The organism is Gillisia sp. Hel1_33_143, from assembly GCF_900104765.1.
GTDB lineage: Bacteria > Bacteroidota > Bacteroidia > Flavobacteriales > Flavobacteriaceae > Gillisia.
The window spans coordinates 2,950,902-2,968,105 of record NZ_LT629737.1; the positions used below are offsets into that span (position 1 = coordinate 2,950,902).

The window sequence follows — 17,204 nt, forward strand, 5'->3', positions numbered from 1 at the left end:
AACCACAGGTTTTAATCATTAGCGATATCAAGGTTCAAAGTAAATAATGCGAATCATTAAGATAGTTTAAGCTTGAATAGCTCTTGATTACTTTTATTAGAGAATACTTATATTCTAAAAACTACATTCAAAAAATAAGTATAAAAGACAATAAAATTTTTATAAATAGGAAAATGAATAAAATCTCTAGAGCATTATTAGTGTCCATTCTTATGATATTTCTAATTAGCTGCAATTCCAATATTAGAAACCTAAATATGGAAGAGTCTCCAGAAAATATTGAATTATTTGGAGAAGATTTTATTTCAACAAAATTATACGAACGGGATATTGCAATTTCACAAGATGGAGCAGAAATTATTTTTACCATAGGTGATTACAAGCAACACAAGCGTTTTCTAGCGGTAACCACGAAGACCAACGGAAAATGGATTTCTCCAGAAATTCTAAAAATATCAGGAAAATATCAGGATATAGAACCCTTCTTAGCTCCTGATGGAGATAGGTTATATTTTGCATCTAATAGACCAATTTTCGGAAAGTTAAACAGAGATGATTATAATATTTGGTATAGTGATAGGCAAAATGGAGAATGGACAGAACCCGTTGCCTTAGATACTATTATAAACACTAAAGGAGATGAGTTCTACCCTTCTGTAAGTGCTAATAACAATCTCTATTTTACAGCTACTAGAGCAGATGGGGTAGGCAGGGAAGATATCTTTAAAGCAATAAAGCAACAAGGTATCTATCTAAAACCAGAGCCTTTAGATTCTACTATCAACACGAAGAACTTCGAATTTAACGCGTATATAAGTCCTAAGGAAGATCTTCTCATATTTAGTTCTTTTGGAAGAGATGATGAATTTGGTGGTGGAGATCTTTATTTTAGTATAAAAGATGATAATAATAACTGGACTGAGTCCAAAAATATGGGTGCGATGATCAATTCACAGGCACTAGATTTCTGCCCTTTTATAGATTGGGAAAGGAACAACTTTTACTTTACCAGTGAAAAAAGAGCTGCCGATGGACTTGATGTAATGACTATCGAACACTTGAAAGAAGAAGGAAATAGCATCTATAATGGCTTCGGAAATATCTATAGGATCAATCTTTCTAAATTAGAATTAAACTAAACACACTTCTGAGTTTATATTGAAGTGTAATCTTAGCGCGAAATAAAATATGATGCCGGTTACATGCATCATTTAAAAAGATGGTATGAAAATAATACTAGTTATTGGTGTTCTCTTTAGCGCTGCATTATTCACCTTTATTAAAACGAAGGATGAAAAATTTATTTTCTTTTTACATAACAGGTTTTTGGAAGAACATGACTTAAATGAAATGCATTCAGTATACGGACGTACTCAATATTTAGAGATAATTAGTGAGTTTCAAAAGAATGGATTTAAAGTAATTAGTAAAAAAAGAACCGGCAACGTTAATGCAAGAGAATATGCAAGTGGAATAATTAAACAGATAGACAGTTTAATTAATTCGGGAACTAAACCTAATAACATAACAATAGTGGGAACTTCTAAAGGTGGTTACATTGCACAATACGTGTCTACTTTGGCTAATAACGAAGATCTGAATTATGTATTTATAGCTAGCTTTAGAAATGAAGATATTGTAAATATTCCTAATATTAACTTTTGCGGGAACATCCTTACCATATATGAAAAATCTGATGCGTTTGGAGTTTCTGCAAAGGCGAGAATAGAAAATTCTACGTGCAAAATTAAGCATTTTAAAGAAATTGAATTGAATACCGGGTTGAATCACGGTTTTCTATTTAAACCGCTTTCAGAATGGATGAAACCAACCATGCAATGGGCATGTGGAGATTATAAACTTTAATGGTTTAAATTAAAAGAGAACGGCTTTCTTCAGACAATAGTTATATTAGCTTTTTATTAAAGAATTACCAACTAGCTAGCATTACAAAAGTTGGACTGGTTTGGATCAAGTCCATAACAGAACTTCTATTATTTAAGAATTAAATAAATTGAATTGAAAATCTACAGGCTTTTAATAATTGTTCTAACGCTCATACTTTGCAGTTGTGGGGGAGCAAAATATACTTACAGTTTTGAGAAAGGAAAAAACATCCACTTTAATAACGGAAAATGGATCTTAAATGAGCCTTTTACAAATTATGAGGATAGAGATGCTTACGAGTTTTCCAAAGAGGAATTTCATAAGATCTTAGGCGATTCGCTATTAGACCTTACAGAGTTGAGGAAAACTAAAATTATTAAAAAGCAGTTGCCATTAAACCCAACAAGATCAGAGCTGGAAGAGATCAAGAAATATTCGCAATGTGACTATCTAATAAATATTCATTCTGAAATTATAAAAGATGAGATGGGTTCTTCTTCCATGAGTACTCCCAATATAGGAACTGTAACAAAATATAACGACGCTAAGACAAAAATTATAATTTATGATCTTAATAAATTAGAGCTGATTTCAGAAACTACTGCATTTGGACAGGTAAAAGTAACTAAGAAAGCGGATGATGATGAGAGCGTTCTTGAGAGCCTTATAAAGTATACAACGCCAGGTAGAATTTTGGCTTTACAATCAATCAAAAAATTAATTGGTAAATACAACAAGAATAAACTAGATTAAGAAATTAAAGTAGCTATTAAGCTTATATCAAAAATAAATAAATTCTTACTTTCATTTTTGGCTTAATTCATTCAGACCTATTATAGTAAAGTGAAATTTTCTAAGAAATGACTAAATCCTACAGAATCAACTAATGAGATTATACAGTACCATACTAGTGATCACTTTCCTTAGCTCTCTAAAAATTTTTAGTCAGGCAGTTCATATTTCTGATTGTGAGGCAATGTTCAATTCAGAATCATTTAGTTTTGAAGCAGACAATTTAAAGGGTCTAGATACTAACATATCTTATATCGTAGATGAAAATTACAAGGTTAATTTAGACACTACTCACTTTTTTGACGGCAGTAGAAGTTTACGAATAGATGGTTATCAAGAAAATGTAAAAACTTTTGCAACACTATCGCTAAAAGTTCCGCTTAAAGTTAAAAAAGGAGCTGCTATAAAGTTATCTGTTTGGGTGAAGACCCATGCACTACAAGGTGAAAACTCGGGTGCCATGTTAAGACTGATGGGGTACAATGATATTAAAGGTGCAAATCCGTCAATATTTAAATTTAATGATCAACCGTTAAAAGGTACGGTGAACTGGACTCTAGTCTCTATTGCAACAATTGCAAATGAGGATTTGAATTACCTTATTCTAAGTGGATTAATGCAAGGAAAGGGAAATGCTTGGTTTGATAATTTTAAAATAAAAATAGATGAGGAAGAAGTGAAAGAAATCTTATTCTTTAAAAATTCTTCAGAAGCCATCGAAATAGAAAAATCGCTAAGTGAGTATGTGTCACCGTTAGACCTTGAAAGTATCGAAAATGTAGGTATTTCAATTTCACAACAGAATGCAGATTGCAGAGTAATTGGCATCGGAGAAGCAACACATGGAACTAAAGAGATATTCTTATTTAAAATAGCGATAATAAAGTCTTTGATTAAAAATAATAATGTTAGAAGTATTGCATTAGAATCCTATTATGCAAATACGGAAGAACTAAACAAATATATAATTACTGGTAAAGGAGATTCAAAAAAGTTGATCGCCAATTTAAAATTCTGGAATTATTATACCGAAGATTTTTTGGCCTTTATAGAATGGTTGCAGGAATATAATAAGCAAACGGAAAACAAAGTTTCAATAACAGGGGTGGATTCACAATCTGGAGGAAATTCACTTCAGATATTATTAGAAGAATTTAAAAATGATCCACCTACTACTGAACTTTTAAATCAATTAAATAGCGACTCGATTGAATTAACAAAAAAAATTGAGATATCTCAACGATTATTTGACCAGATCGTATCTAAAGAACAAGAGGAAAGTATATCGAACAATTCCAGAATCCTCAAAAATTCTTATTTTCTAGATCAATATAGCGGATTAGAATATTCTAAGGTTCGCGACAGTTTAATGGCTTTGAATATTGAATTAGTAGATCACAAATTAACTCCAAAAGAAAAAATAGTTTATTGGGCTCACGATCTACATATTCAGAAAAAAGCAGGGTGGACGGGTGGTTTTTTAACTGAAATATTTGCAGATAATTATATAAATCTAGGATTTCTCCTAGGCAGTGGTCAATTTACCGCAATAGACAAGGAAAATGGAAAATTAGACTCCAATAATATTTTATCATTGATGAAATGCAATTCATTAGAAAGTTTAATGGATGTTTATAAATTTCCTGTTCTTCTATTTAATAATAAATCTGCCTCTAAGAATGCATATTTAAAAGATCAATTGTTCAATAAATACTTAGAAAAAAGATCTATTGGGGCTTTAGAAATCAATGAGCAGTTTAGATTGTTAGATGGAAATACCTCAGACCTGTATGACTTTTTTATTTATATTAAAAATTCAAATCCATCTAAGCTTTTAGAGAAAAAATAAGTTTGATTAAACCAAGATCATAGCAATATTAGATTGACTATACCTCCTACTTTGATATAAAGTTTGATGTTTCTACCTGTACTATTGATCTTAGTATCATTATTTATAAATTTTTGAACAGAATATTTCAATATCTAAATTAAAATAGAAAATTTTAAAAGTTTAATTTTAAGAATTCTAAATTTTAATAGATGAACGAAATAATAACTACCATCTTATTTTTAATTGCAGTAATAGATCCTTTAGGATCTGTACCCGTTTATTTGGAAGCAACCAAAGAGTTGGATCTAAAATATAGAAAGCGTGTAGCGGTAAGAGCTTCTGTAATTGCATTTCTAATATTATTCCTATTCATAGTTATTGGTCAGGTCGTTTTGGATGGCATGGAGGTTTCTTTAGATGCATTTCAAATATCGGGTGGAGTTATATTATTCTTATTTGCACTCACCATGATATTTGGAGATGGCAAACCAGAATCTGAAAAACATCTAATTAAAGATTATAAACACGTGACCATCTTTCCGGTAGCTATTCCTTCTATAGCATCTCCGGGAGCAATTATGGCGGTAGTTTTAATGACAGATAATAATATCTATAACTTTAAACAACAAGCAATTACCACCCTATTAGTTTTTATAGTGATCGCGGTAACTTGCCTTCTATTATTAATTGCAAACAGAGTGAAAGAGCGCGTAGGAGAATACGGAATTACAGTGGTTAGTAAAATAATGGGGCTAATTTTAGCTTCTTATGCTGTACAAAGCATATTAACCGGATTAAGAAGTTTTTTTGTTGTTTTAGAATAAACTGTACCTAATGAAAATAAAAAATTTCGATATATTAATAAACCCAAACTTTTAGTTTTATGGGAATATTGACTTTGATTCTTTTATCCGCAGGATAAAATGAGAACACAAAAAAAATAATACTTAGAATGGAATTTGGAATTATTCGATCTTTAAATATGAATAACAGGAATATTTCCTAAATGAAAAGCTATAATACTTAAATTATTACACAATAAATTAGTTAAGCGCAAATAGCAAGCATTCTATTGAAAGTCAACATATTTATAACCTGATTAAGATCTGTAATTTTACAAATTTATATTGGAGCATCTGCCCTACTCCTTTGCCATTAATTAAACTAAACCGTTATATTTGTTTATCGATGCTTTTATACGATTAATTGGAGTATTTGCAGATCTAAATTGCATGATATGTAAATTCAATAAATTAGTAATAAAGACTTGATACCTATAACTTGATAATAATTATTTACTTTTCAAAGTATTTATAAAGATTGAGCAGATACTAAAACCTAATAATGGAAATTATATCTGCTAATTATTTATTTAAAAGAAAAATCGATGAACTCTAAAACTGAGATTACGTTACTAATGCTATTTATTATGATTGCTGGTAATGCACAATCTATAAATTCAAGCATAAAAAAGCATCTAGATCTTTTAGAGGAGAAAGACTTTTCCGGTACCATTTTAATCGCTCAAAACGATTCGATCCTCGAAGAACGAGCTTATGGATATTCTAGTATTGAATATAATATTCTAAACAACATTGATACAAAATTCAATATCGCTTCTATCACAAAACTATTCACTGCTGTAGCTACACTTCAACTATATGAACAAGGAGAATTAGAGCTAGATAAACCTATTGGTTGCTACCTACCAGATTATCCTAATAAATTAGTTAGAGATTCTGTAACCGTGCATCAATTATTAACTCACACTTCCGGCCTTAACAATTTTTATGTCTCAAGTTTAGATAATATAAACCCTCTAACTTATAATAAAATTTCAGATTTCTTACCCCTATTTGAGAACGATCCACTATTATCAAAACCTGGTGCTACTTATAATTATAGCGCTTCTGGTTATGTATTGCTTGGTTTAATAATAGAAAAGATTTCCGGCCTAAGTTATTACGATTATATAAGAAAAAATATACTCAATAGAGCTCAAATGCCAAATACTTCAGAAATAGAGGTTGATGTTATTATAGAAAATAAGGCTAGTGGTTATACAACTATGTTTGGAGAAAGTGAGATCCTTAAGAAAAATGATTATTACCTTACCAAAGCTTCTCCAGCTGGTTTTTATTATTCCACGGTTAAAGATCTGTTTTCCTTTTCAAAGGCTTTAAGAAACTTTAAATTGCTAAAAAAGAAAACCACAGAGATGATGTTCGCCCCTAAAGTTAAGGGATATAATACTTTTTTAGGATATGGAATTGATGTGGACACTAGATATAACCAGACCATTATAGGCATTACAGGCGGATGGTATGGTATTCATTGTGAAATGTTAGATTTTATGGATGATCATTATAGTGTGATCATATTGTCTAATATAGATGACGGTGGCGATAAAGGTGCTTCTATAGTTGCAGACTATTTTAAGAATGTTTTATCCGATAAACCATTAGCTGATTAGAAATATCAAAAATTAACGAGATTCAAAATAAGATATCTAGCGATAAATATAGAAATCAAACTTATTTTGAGAATCTATTTTCAGCGAATTCATTTTATAAAACTAAAAAGAAAGCATATTGAAGGAACATCCCACAAAACCCGGAAAGAGAATTGACCTATTAGATATCTTTCGCGGATTTGCAATTCTTGGAATTTTTGTAGTGAACATTACCATCATGAACTCCACGTTTCTTAATCAGGATGAGTTTGCACAACAGTTTACATCTAATATAGATTTATTCTCTGTAAAAATACTTCAGCTATTTTTTTACACTAAATTCTTTCCCATATTCTCATTACTCTTTGGATTGGGAATCTCTATGCAGGCTTTAAAAATGTATGATGATGGAAAGCTAACTTCTGTTTTTTTTATACGAAGAATGCTTATTCTATTTGCTTTTGGTGTTTGCCATATACTATTTCTATGGTCTGGAGATGTTTTAAATTTATACGCTATCCTAGGACTGTTTACTACTTTAATGATTAAAAGATCTAATACGTTTATTATCACACTTTCTATAATTTTTCTAGTAATCCCATTTTATGAAGAAGTTCTAAATTATATCTTCACCCTTATAGATTTTCAACCATCATCTTTTCTAGCCAACTATACAGGAGCATCAGTAAATCAGATCATTAACAATGGCACTTACATAGAAGGTATTAAATTAAGGACTTTAGAATACCTTACTAATATCCCTATGCTATTTGGCTTCTTAGCCCCAATTGCTTGCTCTATGTTTTTGCTAGGACTTTATTTAGGTAAGATCAAGATCTATCAAACTATAGATAGCTTAATTGAGAAGATTAAGATTCCTATGTTGTTCTTGGCATTAATTACTAATATTTACCGAGTACTTTTTTTATTCGTTCTAGTAAAAAATGAGATCTTTTCTTCAGATGTTTATAGACCAATATTCATAAAGCTCATGGTTATATGCGATGTTGCAATGGGTCTATTTTACTTGTGGCTACTGGGCTGGTTATATTATAACAGGAATTGGAAGAAGATCTTATCTCCTCTAAAATATGTTGGGAGAATGGCTTTAACAAATTATATTTTACAGAGCTTTATAGGAATTATCTTATTTACTTCTTTAGGATTTTCGCTTTATGAAACCATGAGTCCGTCAAAAACTTTAGTGGTAGCCTTTTTAGTTTTTATATTCCAGGTTGTGTTAAGTAAGATCTGGTTAACTTATTTTAAATTCGGACCATTAGAATGGCTCTGGAGATGCTTAACCTATGGAGAATTATTGCCAATAAAGAAAAGTAGCTAGGCTCTAAATAATTAAATAATCAATAAAAATCTAGCTAATACCCTACGCTCTCATTAGATCTTAGAGACTAAAAATTCTTAACTTCATTTGGAAATTTGTAAGCTTATATAAAATAAAGGTTGTTTTGTTTTAAAATGAAGTTGCAACTTTAGTGATTAGAACATCTAGCATTAATCATTGAATAAAGTTATAAAACCTAAGTCCTGAAATCAATCTCGAGAATAAGTCCAAATACCAAAATATGAAAAATAAGAAAAGTATTTGGGCTATAAGATTAGCACTGCTTATTGGTACTATAATTTCCTTTTTTTTTAAAAAAAGTATGGATGGAAACATGACCAGAGTTACAAGGTAGGATAGAAAATGCGGATAAGATCTCTCTAAAAATGATGGTACAGCATAGAAGTAATATTCCTAATTTCATAGATGCTCATAACTATTGGGCTAATCTAAAAGAAAGTGATGAAGAAAAACTAGAATTATTCTACGAGCTACCTACTAATTTTGAACCAGGTGAAAATTATGAATATTCCATTAAAAATTAGTTATTGCTGGGTAGAATTATGGATAGCGTATTGGAATATGATCATTTTAAATTTATTAAATCTGATACTTCAGAACCATTTCAATTGAAAAATACCCTTGGCGCTATTATAGATGTTTCTTTAAATGATGTTATGAGTGGCTATTTAAAGATTTAGATAATAATCTAAAAGCAGATGATAACGGCTCATTTAGCTACAGCAGAAGATCTGGGAAAGTTTATTAGAGCGCCAAATGATGGTTCTGCTTTTACTGAAAAGTTGTCACGAAATATCTACTCTTACATATATAAGTTTGAACATACAGGGCTTATACCAAGATATCAAACTACTGCTAAATATCATGAAGATTTGGATATTGTTGTAATTCAATATACAAAAACAGTTAATTTTGATGCATATAACTGGAATTTATCTGAGATCATGTATAATAGAATTATGAAGAATAGAAGAAAATGATCAATCTAACATGTGATTTGGTCTTAATAATCTTATTTTAGAGGCACATAGAACTACATTATATTAAAACTTACTGCTTACAATTTGTTATGAAAAAACTTGCGCTATTAATTCTGCTATTCAGTTTTTCTTCTCTTTGCTATTCTCAGGCAAAATTTGAAACTCCCCCTGGAACTATTTTTTTAAAAGATAGTATTTTTATTGATAGAATCCCGGTTACAAATAGGATGTTTCTGGAATATTTAACCGCTAAAAATGATCTAAGAAAAAAAGGTTTTACTTCTTTTAAAGAATATCATACAACTGAAGATAAGATCTTGAATAGATTAATAATACTATATCCTTCCTATTTAAAAAATTTAGATCGAGAAGGCAGCCTTTTAACTAAGAAGAATTATTTTGAAAATACTAAATTTGAATATTCTCCGGTATTAAATATATCAAAAGAGCAAGCCGAAGATTATTGTAACTGGAGAACGGAAATGGTTAGATATTTATGGTTAAAAAATAATATTGTTGAGAATCAAAAAATAGCATATAGATTACCTACAAAGAAAGAATTAGCCACTTCCAAAGAAATTTTTACTGAAAAGAAATTATTCAGCTTTTATAATGGTAAAGACCCTTCAAGATTTAAACCTTATAGCAATCAAGATAATTTTGCACTATTCAACATCTCAGAATATACCAGTTCAGAAAATGTATATGGAGAGAATTGGAGAAGTGTGACCCCATTAGAATTCCCAAATGACGTAACAGGTTTTAGATGTGCTTGTGAAAGTTATTAAATGCAAAAAGACCTCAACCTAAAAGAAAATGGAAGCGACTAAAAACTATAGGAATTGAAAGAGGCTAAAAACTCAGTCACCAACTGGTCTAGCTGTACCGAATGTCAGGGTCGTGGTAAAAAAAGTCAACGAATCCGAAAGAAAGTAAAGCTTCGCTATCTCAGAGAGTTAGATCAATTTGAACAAATGGAGCATAAGAGTAAAGCTCCTATAAAACCGAAAGGACATTTATATACGTGTCCAATTTGTAAAGGAACAGGACTTCTCGCCTCTTCTAATCCACCTTTACCAGATTACGTTAATCTCCCTCAGGTAGCTATTATAGGCGGTGGTATTGGCGGTATTGCCCTTGCTGTAGCCTGCCTTCATAGAGGTATTCCATTTACAATTTTTGAACGTGATGCTAATTTTGAAGCTCGTTCTCAAGGGTATGGACTTACGTTGCAACAGGCAAGTAAAGCTATTAAAGCCTTAGGAATAAAAACATTGGAAGAGGGCGTAGTTTCTACAAAACATGTGGTACATACACCAGAAGGCACTGTTGTAGGCGAATGGGGAGTTAGAAAATGGCTAAATAATAATGAGAAGATTCCTTCTAAACACTCAAATATACACATCGCAAGACAAGCATTAAGAGCTGCGCTTTTACATCAACTTAATGATCATGCAAACGTGCAATGGAATTATAAGCTTATAGATATTAAGAGTAATGAGGAGAAAAATATAGACCTCTTTTTTCAAGTTGATGGCGAAGAAAAAAAGGTGCAAGCAGATATTGTTGTTGGCGCAGATGGAATTCGGAGTACTGTGAGAAAGGCGTTACTGGGAGATGAATCTTATCCATTGAGATATCTAGACTGTATCGTAATTTTAGGTATTTGTGATCTAAAACAAATAGCATCTCATCCTTTACTAGATGGTGAAACAGTTTTTCAAACTGCCAATGGAACTGAACGTATCTATATGATGCCTTTTTCTAAAGACGCTATAATGTGGCAGCTTAGTTTTCCTATGAAAGAAGAAGATGCAAAAAAATTGAGTGCCAAAGGTGCCCAAGCTCTTAAAGAGGAAGCTTTAATAAAAACTCAATGGCATGAGCCAATTCCGCAGATCATTAATAATACTGCTACAGAAAAAATTTCAGGCTATCCTGTGTATGACAGAGATCTTATAAAACAAGAAGATCTTAAAGAATTAAATAACGTTACTTTAATAGGTGATGCTGCTCACCCTATGAGTCCATTTAAAGGCCAAGGAGCCAATCAGGCGCTTTTAGACGCACTTTCGCTAGCTAGAGAGATAGCTAGAGGATGTAGTTCTATAGTGCACTGGAAAAAAGATGGCGTAAGGGAAAATGCTCTCAATACGTTTGAACAAGAAATGTTAGCTCGTAGTAGTTCTAAAGTGAAAGATTCTGCAAAAGCCGCAAAATTTTTACATTCTGACGTTGCGTTACATCAAAGTAATGCTCCTCGGGGAAAATTTTTTAAAGAGGATTAACTCTCTTATAATCATATTATTATACTTAAATTTAATGAGTTAGTAGCAAATAATAAATGCCTCTCTTGAGATTTGCTGTTCTTGAAATAGTTTTAAAATGAAAAAAAGATTAAAATGGATAGCTTTAGCACTTGTATTATTAGGTGTTGTTATATATTTATTTACTTCCATTGGAGCCTCTAAAATAGCAACAGATCTTGTCCAGGCTTATGCAGATCCAAATCTTTACGAGAATGCCATTATCAAAGTAAATGATAATGAGACTGTACAAACTAAACTTGGGATTATATCACCTATAGAAAAGATGACTATTATCAATGGGGACGTGCACTACACCAATGATAATAGTACAGTTCAAACCACGGTTAAAGTTATAGGTAGTAAAGGGAAAGGTAAGATGGATATTGAGGCCAATTGGAAGGACGATTCGTGGATCTATAATAAGATTAATATAAGACTAACAGACGCAGCCAATACCAAAGAAACTATTGTTATAGTTCCTTAATATTCATTTGTTTCTGAATTAATAGAACACAATAGATAAATAAAATATTTCATTAAAAATTCAAAGATGGATTTGTCCGGTTAATGATTTATGCTATTATACATCAACTCGCAAAACATTCATTTGAAAAAGTTCCTATCATAGGAATATTTTAATCTAAAGGATTCTGAAATTTGGCGTTTAATTCCTCCACTATCAATTCTATCTTTTTATTCTTTTCAACTTTCTCCAAAACGATGGCTGGGGCTTGTCTTACTCCACAATCTGCAATAGCGCAACGCTCACAAGTTACTCCTACTTCTCTATTTTTGATACCCTCATCACCTAAAAACTTTAGTCTTCGCTCCAATTGCTTATTAATTAAAAGACCTATACTTATACTTCTAAATTGATCTTTTCTGAATGGATCTTTGGTAGCAGAAGAAAACACCAAGTATTTGGTATCATGACTAGGATAATTGGAGATCTGAATGTCAAATTCATGAGAACTATTACTTTGACTAATATCTTTTAAAACCTTTAGAGATACCCAGCGTCTACAATAATGTTCATTGGTTTCATTAGCACGTGGAGAATGTTGATGGCTTAGATGAAGTTCTTTATTAAGGTAATACTTATCGCTATTTGCTTTGTGAGTAATGCGCAAAAAGAATAAATTCTTGAAATTAAAAGATTTTGGTAGAATATTGGTTAAGCGTTGATAGAAGGATTCTGGAGACGCATTAAATCTGCCTATCATACTTAAGAATTGGGATTTATAAAAGGTTTCTTTTTCAAATATGGATTCCAGTTGAGTAGTCAATTCCTCCTTAGGTATCACCATGGCACCCGCAAAATAGGAAGCATAGAAATTATTAAGAACCTGATCGAATCGATTAAATTTTATCCACGGAAAGGTGTGTAATCTATCTTCTATCTCCAAATAATTATAAGCAATTTCTTTTGCATATATAAAAGTTCGCTGAGCCTCGTCTATCTCATTGGCTAGTAATAAAGTTTTTGTATTTGGTACAAATACAGATCTTAAATTACCTAAAGCTTCATGCTTGCTAATTTCATTATAATTAATGCTGTATCCATATTCTTCAATAAGAATTTCTTCAAGATCATTTGCAGTAAGCTTTCTATTAAGATCTACTTGATAAGCCTTGGAGAATTTTAGAACCTGCTGCTCCAGATCATCAAAATAATTATTGTTAGCCTCTTGGAAAGAACGTACAGAAGCCAGAAAGAAACTCTCTCTGCTAAAATTATAATGCTTTGCGATTTCTATAATAGTACTTATAAACGCATTCACCTTCGCAGGAGCATTAGATACAATATCTATAAGGTTACTTTCTTTTATTCCGAAGAGTTCTAGCGGGATCTCTTTTAATATTTTAGACTGTAATAGTTCGCCTATGGGAGCTAAATTCTTATCTAACTTTAATGAAACCATTTGGTCATAGGGTACTTCAAGCTTATCAGATAGAGTTGCAATCTTATCTGGTTTAGGATATTTTTTACCGTTCTCTATCTCATTCAAATAAGATTTTGAAAGACCGGAGAGTTTTGATAATCCAAATAATGATAAATTCTTTTCTGTTCTTATCTGCTTTAGCTTCAATCCAAATATAACCTTGATATAATCTTCTTCCATAGAACAAATATAAACTAATTTGCGAATAGTGGTAATTAGTGAATATTTACATTTAGCGAACGTTCGCTTGTTTTTTATAATTCTTTGTTATATTATTGCTTTGTAAAATATTAACATCATGGAAAACACAGCTTTAAAACTTTACAAATTAAATTTCTCTAAAGACGTCTCTAATTACTATCCGGATATTCTTACGGAAGATGCTCTAAATTTTCTTACAGCCTTACATGAAAATTTTAATGCAAGCCGCAATATACTTTTGGAAAAACGATTAGAACAACAAAAGATCTTTGACACTGGTAAGTTCCCTGAATTTCCTTCAGAGACAAAATCTATTAGAGAAAGTGATTGGAAAGCTGCCGGTATTCCTGATGATCTACAAGATAGACGTGTGGAAATCACAGGTCCCGTAGATAGAAAAATGATCATCAATGCTCTTAATTCTGGTGCTAAAACCTTTATGGCAGATTTGGAAGATAGTACCGCCCCTACCTGGAGAAATGTAATGGAAGGTCAGCAAAATTTAATAGATGCCAATAACAAAACAATCTCCTTAGAAGATCATAAACGCGGTAAATCTTATAATTTAAATTCTGAAGTTGCTGTTCTAATGGTAAGACCAAGGGGTTTACACCTCAATGAAAAGCATATTTTGATAAATGAAGAAATAGCTTCCGGAAGTCTTGTAGATTTTGGACTCTATGTCTTTCATAACTATAGAACCTTACTAACTAATAATACCGCTCCCTACTTCTACCTTCCAAAATTAGAGCATTATATGGAAGCTCGCTGGTGGAACGATGTCTTTAATTTTGCTCAGGATTATCTTGAAATTCCCATAGGTACATTAAAGGCAACTGTACTAGTAGAGACTATTACCGCAAGTTTTCAATTAGATGAGATTATTTATGAATTAAAAGATCATATAGTAGGTCTTAATTGTGGAAGATGGGATTATATATTTTCTTATATCAAGAAGTTTAGAAATCATGAAAACTTTGTAGTACCTAATAGAGACCAAGTTACTATGACTTCTCCTTTTATGGAGGCTTATTCCAAACTTGTAATCCAAAGATGCCATAAGCGTGGAATTCTTGCAATTGGTGGAATGGCAGCCCAAATTCCTATTAAGAACGATGATAGAGCCAATGCAACCGCACTAGAAAAAGTACGAAAAGATAAAGAGCGAGAGGTTAAGAACGGACATGATGGTACGTGGGTTGCTCATCCTGCATTAGTGCACGTTGCACTTTCTGAATTTGATAAACATATGCCACTTTCTAACCAGCTGGAAGTATCTAGAGATGATATCAAAATAACTGAAGAAGATCTAGTAGTATTACCTAAGGGTAGTGTTACAGAAGCAGGTATTAGAAAAAATATCAATGTTGGAATTTTATATACAGAAGCATGGCTTCGAGGACAAGGCGCTGTAGCACTTTACAATTTAATGGAAGATGCTGCCACTGCAGAAATATCGCGAACTCAATTATGGCAATGGCTTAAAAATGAAGTGCTATTAGATGACGGCAGAAAGTTTAATATGGAATTATATATAGATCTTTTTGATGATGAAGTAGAAAAACTTCTTACAGAATATGGTGAAGCTAATATTAAGAACACAAAATTTGAACAAGCTTTTCAACTTTTTGACAATTTGGTAATTTCAGAAAGATTTGAAGAATTTCTAACGATTCCCGCATATCAACTCTTGTAAAAAACAATCCTGCGATTGCTGCAACAATCAACAGGATCTAACTATTAATAATAAATAACGTCTTACAAAATTATGAAAAATCTAGCACAAACAAATTATACCTCTGCCTTAGAGACCGTACGAGAATTAAAGCAAAGATATGGCAATACCTGGAATGCAATAAATCCTGAGAGTGCTGCAAGAATGATCTCTCAAAATAAATTTAGAACAGGATTAGATATCGCAAGATACACGGCTACCATCATGAGAAAAGATATGGCAGAATATGATGCAGACCCTTCCCAATACACCCAATCTCTTGGATGCTGGCATGGATTTGTAGCACAACAAAATATGATAGCCGTAAAGAAGCACCATAAAACTACCAATAAGAAATACTTATATCTTTCTGGGTGGATGGTAGCTGCCTTAAGATCTGAATTTGGTCCGTTACCAGATCAATCTATGCATGAAAAGACAGCGGTACCTTCATTAATTAAAGAAATATATGACTTCTTAAAACAGGCAGATGCCATAGAGCTGAATGACTTATTCAATAGACTAGAAAAAGGAGAGGATGTTCAAGATCTAATAGATAATTTTGAAAGCCATATAGTTCCAATAATTGCAGATATTGATGCTGGATTTGGTAATGAAGAAGCAACCTACTTATTAACCAAAAAAATGATAGAGGCGGGAGCTTGTGCTATTCAAATAGAAAATCAAGTTTCTGATGCTAAACAATGCGGCCATCAAGATGGAAAAGTAACTGTTCCACACGAGGATTTTATAGCTAAATTAAATGCCATCAGATATGCTTTCTTAGAATTAGGAGTAGATAATGGTGTAATAGTAGCAAGAACAGATTCTGAAGGCGCCGGGTTAACGCAAAAATTACCTGTAAGCCAAGAGCCGGGAGATCTAGCGTCAAAATACTTAGCCTTTGTGGAAGCCGAAGAGATAGATATTCATGCTGCAAAGGAAGATGATGTGCTTCTAAAAAGAGATGGAAAATTAGTCCGCCCCGTTAGATTGTCTAATGGGCTGTATAAATTTAAAGAAGGTTCTAACATAGATAGGGTTGTTTTAGACTGCATCACCAGTTTACAACATGGAGCAGATCTTTTATGGATTGAAACTCCTACGCCTAATGTGAACCAGATCTCACATATGGTAAATAGAATTAAAAAAGTCATTCCAGATGCCAAATTGGTATATAATAATTCTCCTTCTTTTAACTGGACGCTAAATTTCCGCAATCAGGTATATGAAGAAATGCTATCTGAAGGCGAGAATATGACGGAGTATGATAGAAATGATCTTATGAATGCGCAATACGATGCTTCCGAATTATGTTTCCGTGCAGATGAAAAAATTAAAACCTTTCAAATGGATAGTGCTAAAGAAGCTGGTATCTTCCACCATTTAATTACACTGCCAACCTATCATACAACTGCTCTTCATATGAATGATCTTACTCAGGGCTATTTTGGAGATAATGGAATGCTCGCTTATGTTAAGGGTATTCAAAGACAAGAAATTAGGAAAGGAGTTGCTTGTGTAAAGCATCAACGTATGGCTGGATCAGACCTGGGAGACGATCATAAAACATTCTTTGCAGGAGAAAAAGCAATTAAAGCTGGAGGTAACAAAAATACTTCCAATCAATTCAAAACTGATACTACAGTTCAAGAGGAAAAAAAAATTAAAGAAATGGCTTTATAATATTTAACAAACTATTCTAATTTATTATTAAGATGCGTAGACTATA

16 protein-coding genes are annotated in these 17,204 nt (G+C 32.0%); 15 read left to right on the plus strand and 1 reads right to left on the minus strand.

What is annotated here, in order from left to right; all coding sequences use genetic code 11:
- Positions 1-173: 173 nt before the first annotated feature.
- From BLT84_RS13780 to BLT84_RS13830, 13 genes are all read left to right on the plus strand, one after another.
- Positions 174-1,139, plus strand: a complete 966-nt coding sequence (locus tag BLT84_RS13780; protein ID WP_091266828.1) for a TolB family protein — start codon at positions 174-176, stop codon at positions 1,137-1,139.
- 85 nt (positions 1,140-1,224) lie between these two features.
- Positions 1,225-1,866: a YqiA/YcfP family alpha/beta fold hydrolase gene (locus BLT84_RS13785; RefSeq protein ID WP_091266831.1), complete on the plus strand. Its 642-nt coding sequence runs from the start codon at positions 1,225-1,227 to the stop codon at positions 1,864-1,866.
- A 153-nt stretch (positions 1,867-2,019) separates the two neighbouring features.
- A complete protein-coding gene (locus BLT84_RS13790; protein ID WP_091266834.1) occupies positions 2,020-2,640 on the plus strand; it encodes a hypothetical protein in 621 nt (206 codons plus the stop codon).
- A 133-nt stretch (positions 2,641-2,773) separates the two neighbouring features.
- Entirely contained in the window at positions 2,774-4,528 is a 1,755-nt protein-coding gene (locus BLT84_RS13795) for an erythromycin esterase family protein (protein ID WP_091266837.1), read from the plus strand.
- Positions 4,529-4,719: 191 nt separating this feature from the next.
- A complete protein-coding gene (locus BLT84_RS13800; RefSeq protein ID WP_034894828.1) occupies positions 4,720-5,334 on the plus strand; it encodes a MarC family protein in 615 nt (204 codons plus the stop codon).
- 563 nt (positions 5,335-5,897) lie between these two features.
- Entirely contained in the window at positions 5,898-6,983 is a 1,086-nt protein-coding gene (locus BLT84_RS13805) for a serine hydrolase domain-containing protein (protein ID WP_091266840.1), read from the plus strand.
- Positions 6,984-7,101: 118 nt separating this feature from the next.
- Positions 7,102-8,304: a DUF418 domain-containing protein gene (locus BLT84_RS13810; protein ID WP_091266843.1), complete on the plus strand. Its 1,203-nt coding sequence runs from the start codon at positions 7,102-7,104 to the stop codon at positions 8,302-8,304.
- A gap of 386 nt (positions 8,305-8,690) precedes the next feature.
- Positions 8,691-8,849 carry a hypothetical protein gene (locus BLT84_RS16120; RefSeq protein ID WP_157717949.1) on the plus strand — a complete coding sequence of 53 codons (159 nt, stop codon included), beginning with the start codon at positions 8,691-8,693 and terminating at the stop codon, positions 8,847-8,849.
- A gap of 3 nt (positions 8,850-8,852) precedes the next feature.
- A complete protein-coding gene (locus BLT84_RS16125; RefSeq protein WP_157717950.1) occupies positions 8,853-9,005 on the plus strand; it encodes a hypothetical protein in 153 nt (50 codons plus the stop codon).
- A gap of 18 nt (positions 9,006-9,023) precedes the next feature.
- On the plus strand, positions 9,024-9,305 hold the full coding sequence (locus BLT84_RS13815) for a hypothetical protein (protein ID WP_091266847.1): 282 nt from the start codon (positions 9,024-9,026) through the stop codon (positions 9,303-9,305).
- An 89-nt stretch (positions 9,306-9,394) separates the two neighbouring features.
- Positions 9,395-10,093 carry an SUMF1/EgtB/PvdO family nonheme iron enzyme gene (locus BLT84_RS13820; RefSeq protein WP_091266851.1) on the plus strand — a complete coding sequence of 233 codons (699 nt, stop codon included), beginning with the start codon at positions 9,395-9,397 and terminating at the stop codon, positions 10,091-10,093.
- A gap of 54 nt (positions 10,094-10,147) precedes the next feature.
- Positions 10,148-11,593, plus strand: a complete 1,446-nt coding sequence (locus tag BLT84_RS13825; RefSeq protein ID WP_091266854.1) for an FAD-dependent oxidoreductase — start codon at positions 10,148-10,150, stop codon at positions 11,591-11,593.
- A 97-nt stretch (positions 11,594-11,690) separates the two neighbouring features.
- Positions 11,691-12,098, plus strand: coding sequence for a cytochrome c oxidase assembly factor Coa1 family protein (locus BLT84_RS13830; protein ID WP_091266856.1), 408 nt, complete (start codon positions 11,691-11,693; stop codon positions 12,096-12,098).
- 151 nt (positions 12,099-12,249) lie between these two features.
- Here BLT84_RS13830 and BLT84_RS13835 read toward each other — a convergent pair whose 3' ends face one another.
- Positions 12,250-13,737: a helix-turn-helix domain-containing protein gene (locus tag BLT84_RS13835; protein ID WP_091266859.1), complete on the minus strand. Its 1,488-nt coding sequence runs from the start codon at positions 13,735-13,737 to the stop codon at positions 12,250-12,252.
- Between the two features lie 118 nt (positions 13,738-13,855).
- On the opposite strand from BLT84_RS13835, the gene aceB reads away from it, so the two are divergent.
- Both aceB and BLT84_RS13845 read left to right on the plus strand, forming a co-directional pair.
- Positions 13,856-15,454, plus strand: coding sequence for a malate synthase A (gene aceB / locus BLT84_RS13840; protein WP_091266863.1), 1,599 nt, complete (start codon positions 13,856-13,858; stop codon positions 15,452-15,454).
- Positions 15,455-15,526: 72 nt separating this feature from the next.
- A complete protein-coding gene (locus BLT84_RS13845) occupies positions 15,527-17,158 on the plus strand; it encodes an isocitrate lyase (RefSeq protein ID WP_091266868.1) in 1,632 nt (543 codons plus the stop codon).
- Positions 17,159-17,204 lie beyond the last annotated feature (46 nt).

Coding starts and splice junctions, on each gene's coding strand:
- BLT84_RS13805 (WP_091266840.1), top strand. CDS start 5,898: ATGAACTCTAAAACTGAGATTACGTTACTAATGCTATTTATTATGATT.
- BLT84_RS13800 (WP_034894828.1), top strand. CDS start 4,720: ATGAACGAAATAATAACTACCATCTTATTTTTAATTGCAGTAATAGAT.
- BLT84_RS13830 (WP_091266856.1), top strand. CDS start 11,691: ATGAAAAAAAGATTAAAATGGATAGCTTTAGCACTTGTATTATTAGGT.
- BLT84_RS13835 (WP_091266859.1), bottom strand. CDS start 13,737: ATGGAAGAAGATTATATCAAGGTTATATTTGGATTGAAGCTAAAGCAG.
- BLT84_RS13780 (WP_091266828.1), top strand. CDS start 174: ATGAATAAAATCTCTAGAGCATTATTAGTGTCCATTCTTATGATATTT.
- aceB (WP_091266863.1), top strand. CDS start 13,856: ATGGAAAACACAGCTTTAAAACTTTACAAATTAAATTTCTCTAAAGAC.
- BLT84_RS13815 (WP_091266847.1), top strand. CDS start 9,024: ATGATAACGGCTCATTTAGCTACAGCAGAAGATCTGGGAAAGTTTATT.
- BLT84_RS13845 (WP_091266868.1), top strand. CDS start 15,527: ATGAAAAATCTAGCACAAACAAATTATACCTCTGCCTTAGAGACCGTA.
- BLT84_RS16120 (WP_157717949.1), top strand. CDS start 8,691: ATGATGGTACAGCATAGAAGTAATATTCCTAATTTCATAGATGCTCAT.
- BLT84_RS13795 (WP_091266837.1), top strand. CDS start 2,774: ATGAGATTATACAGTACCATACTAGTGATCACTTTCCTTAGCTCTCTA.
- BLT84_RS13785 (WP_091266831.1), top strand. CDS start 1,225: ATGAAAATAATACTAGTTATTGGTGTTCTCTTTAGCGCTGCATTATTC.
- BLT84_RS13820 (WP_091266851.1), top strand. CDS start 9,395: ATGAAAAAACTTGCGCTATTAATTCTGCTATTCAGTTTTTCTTCTCTT.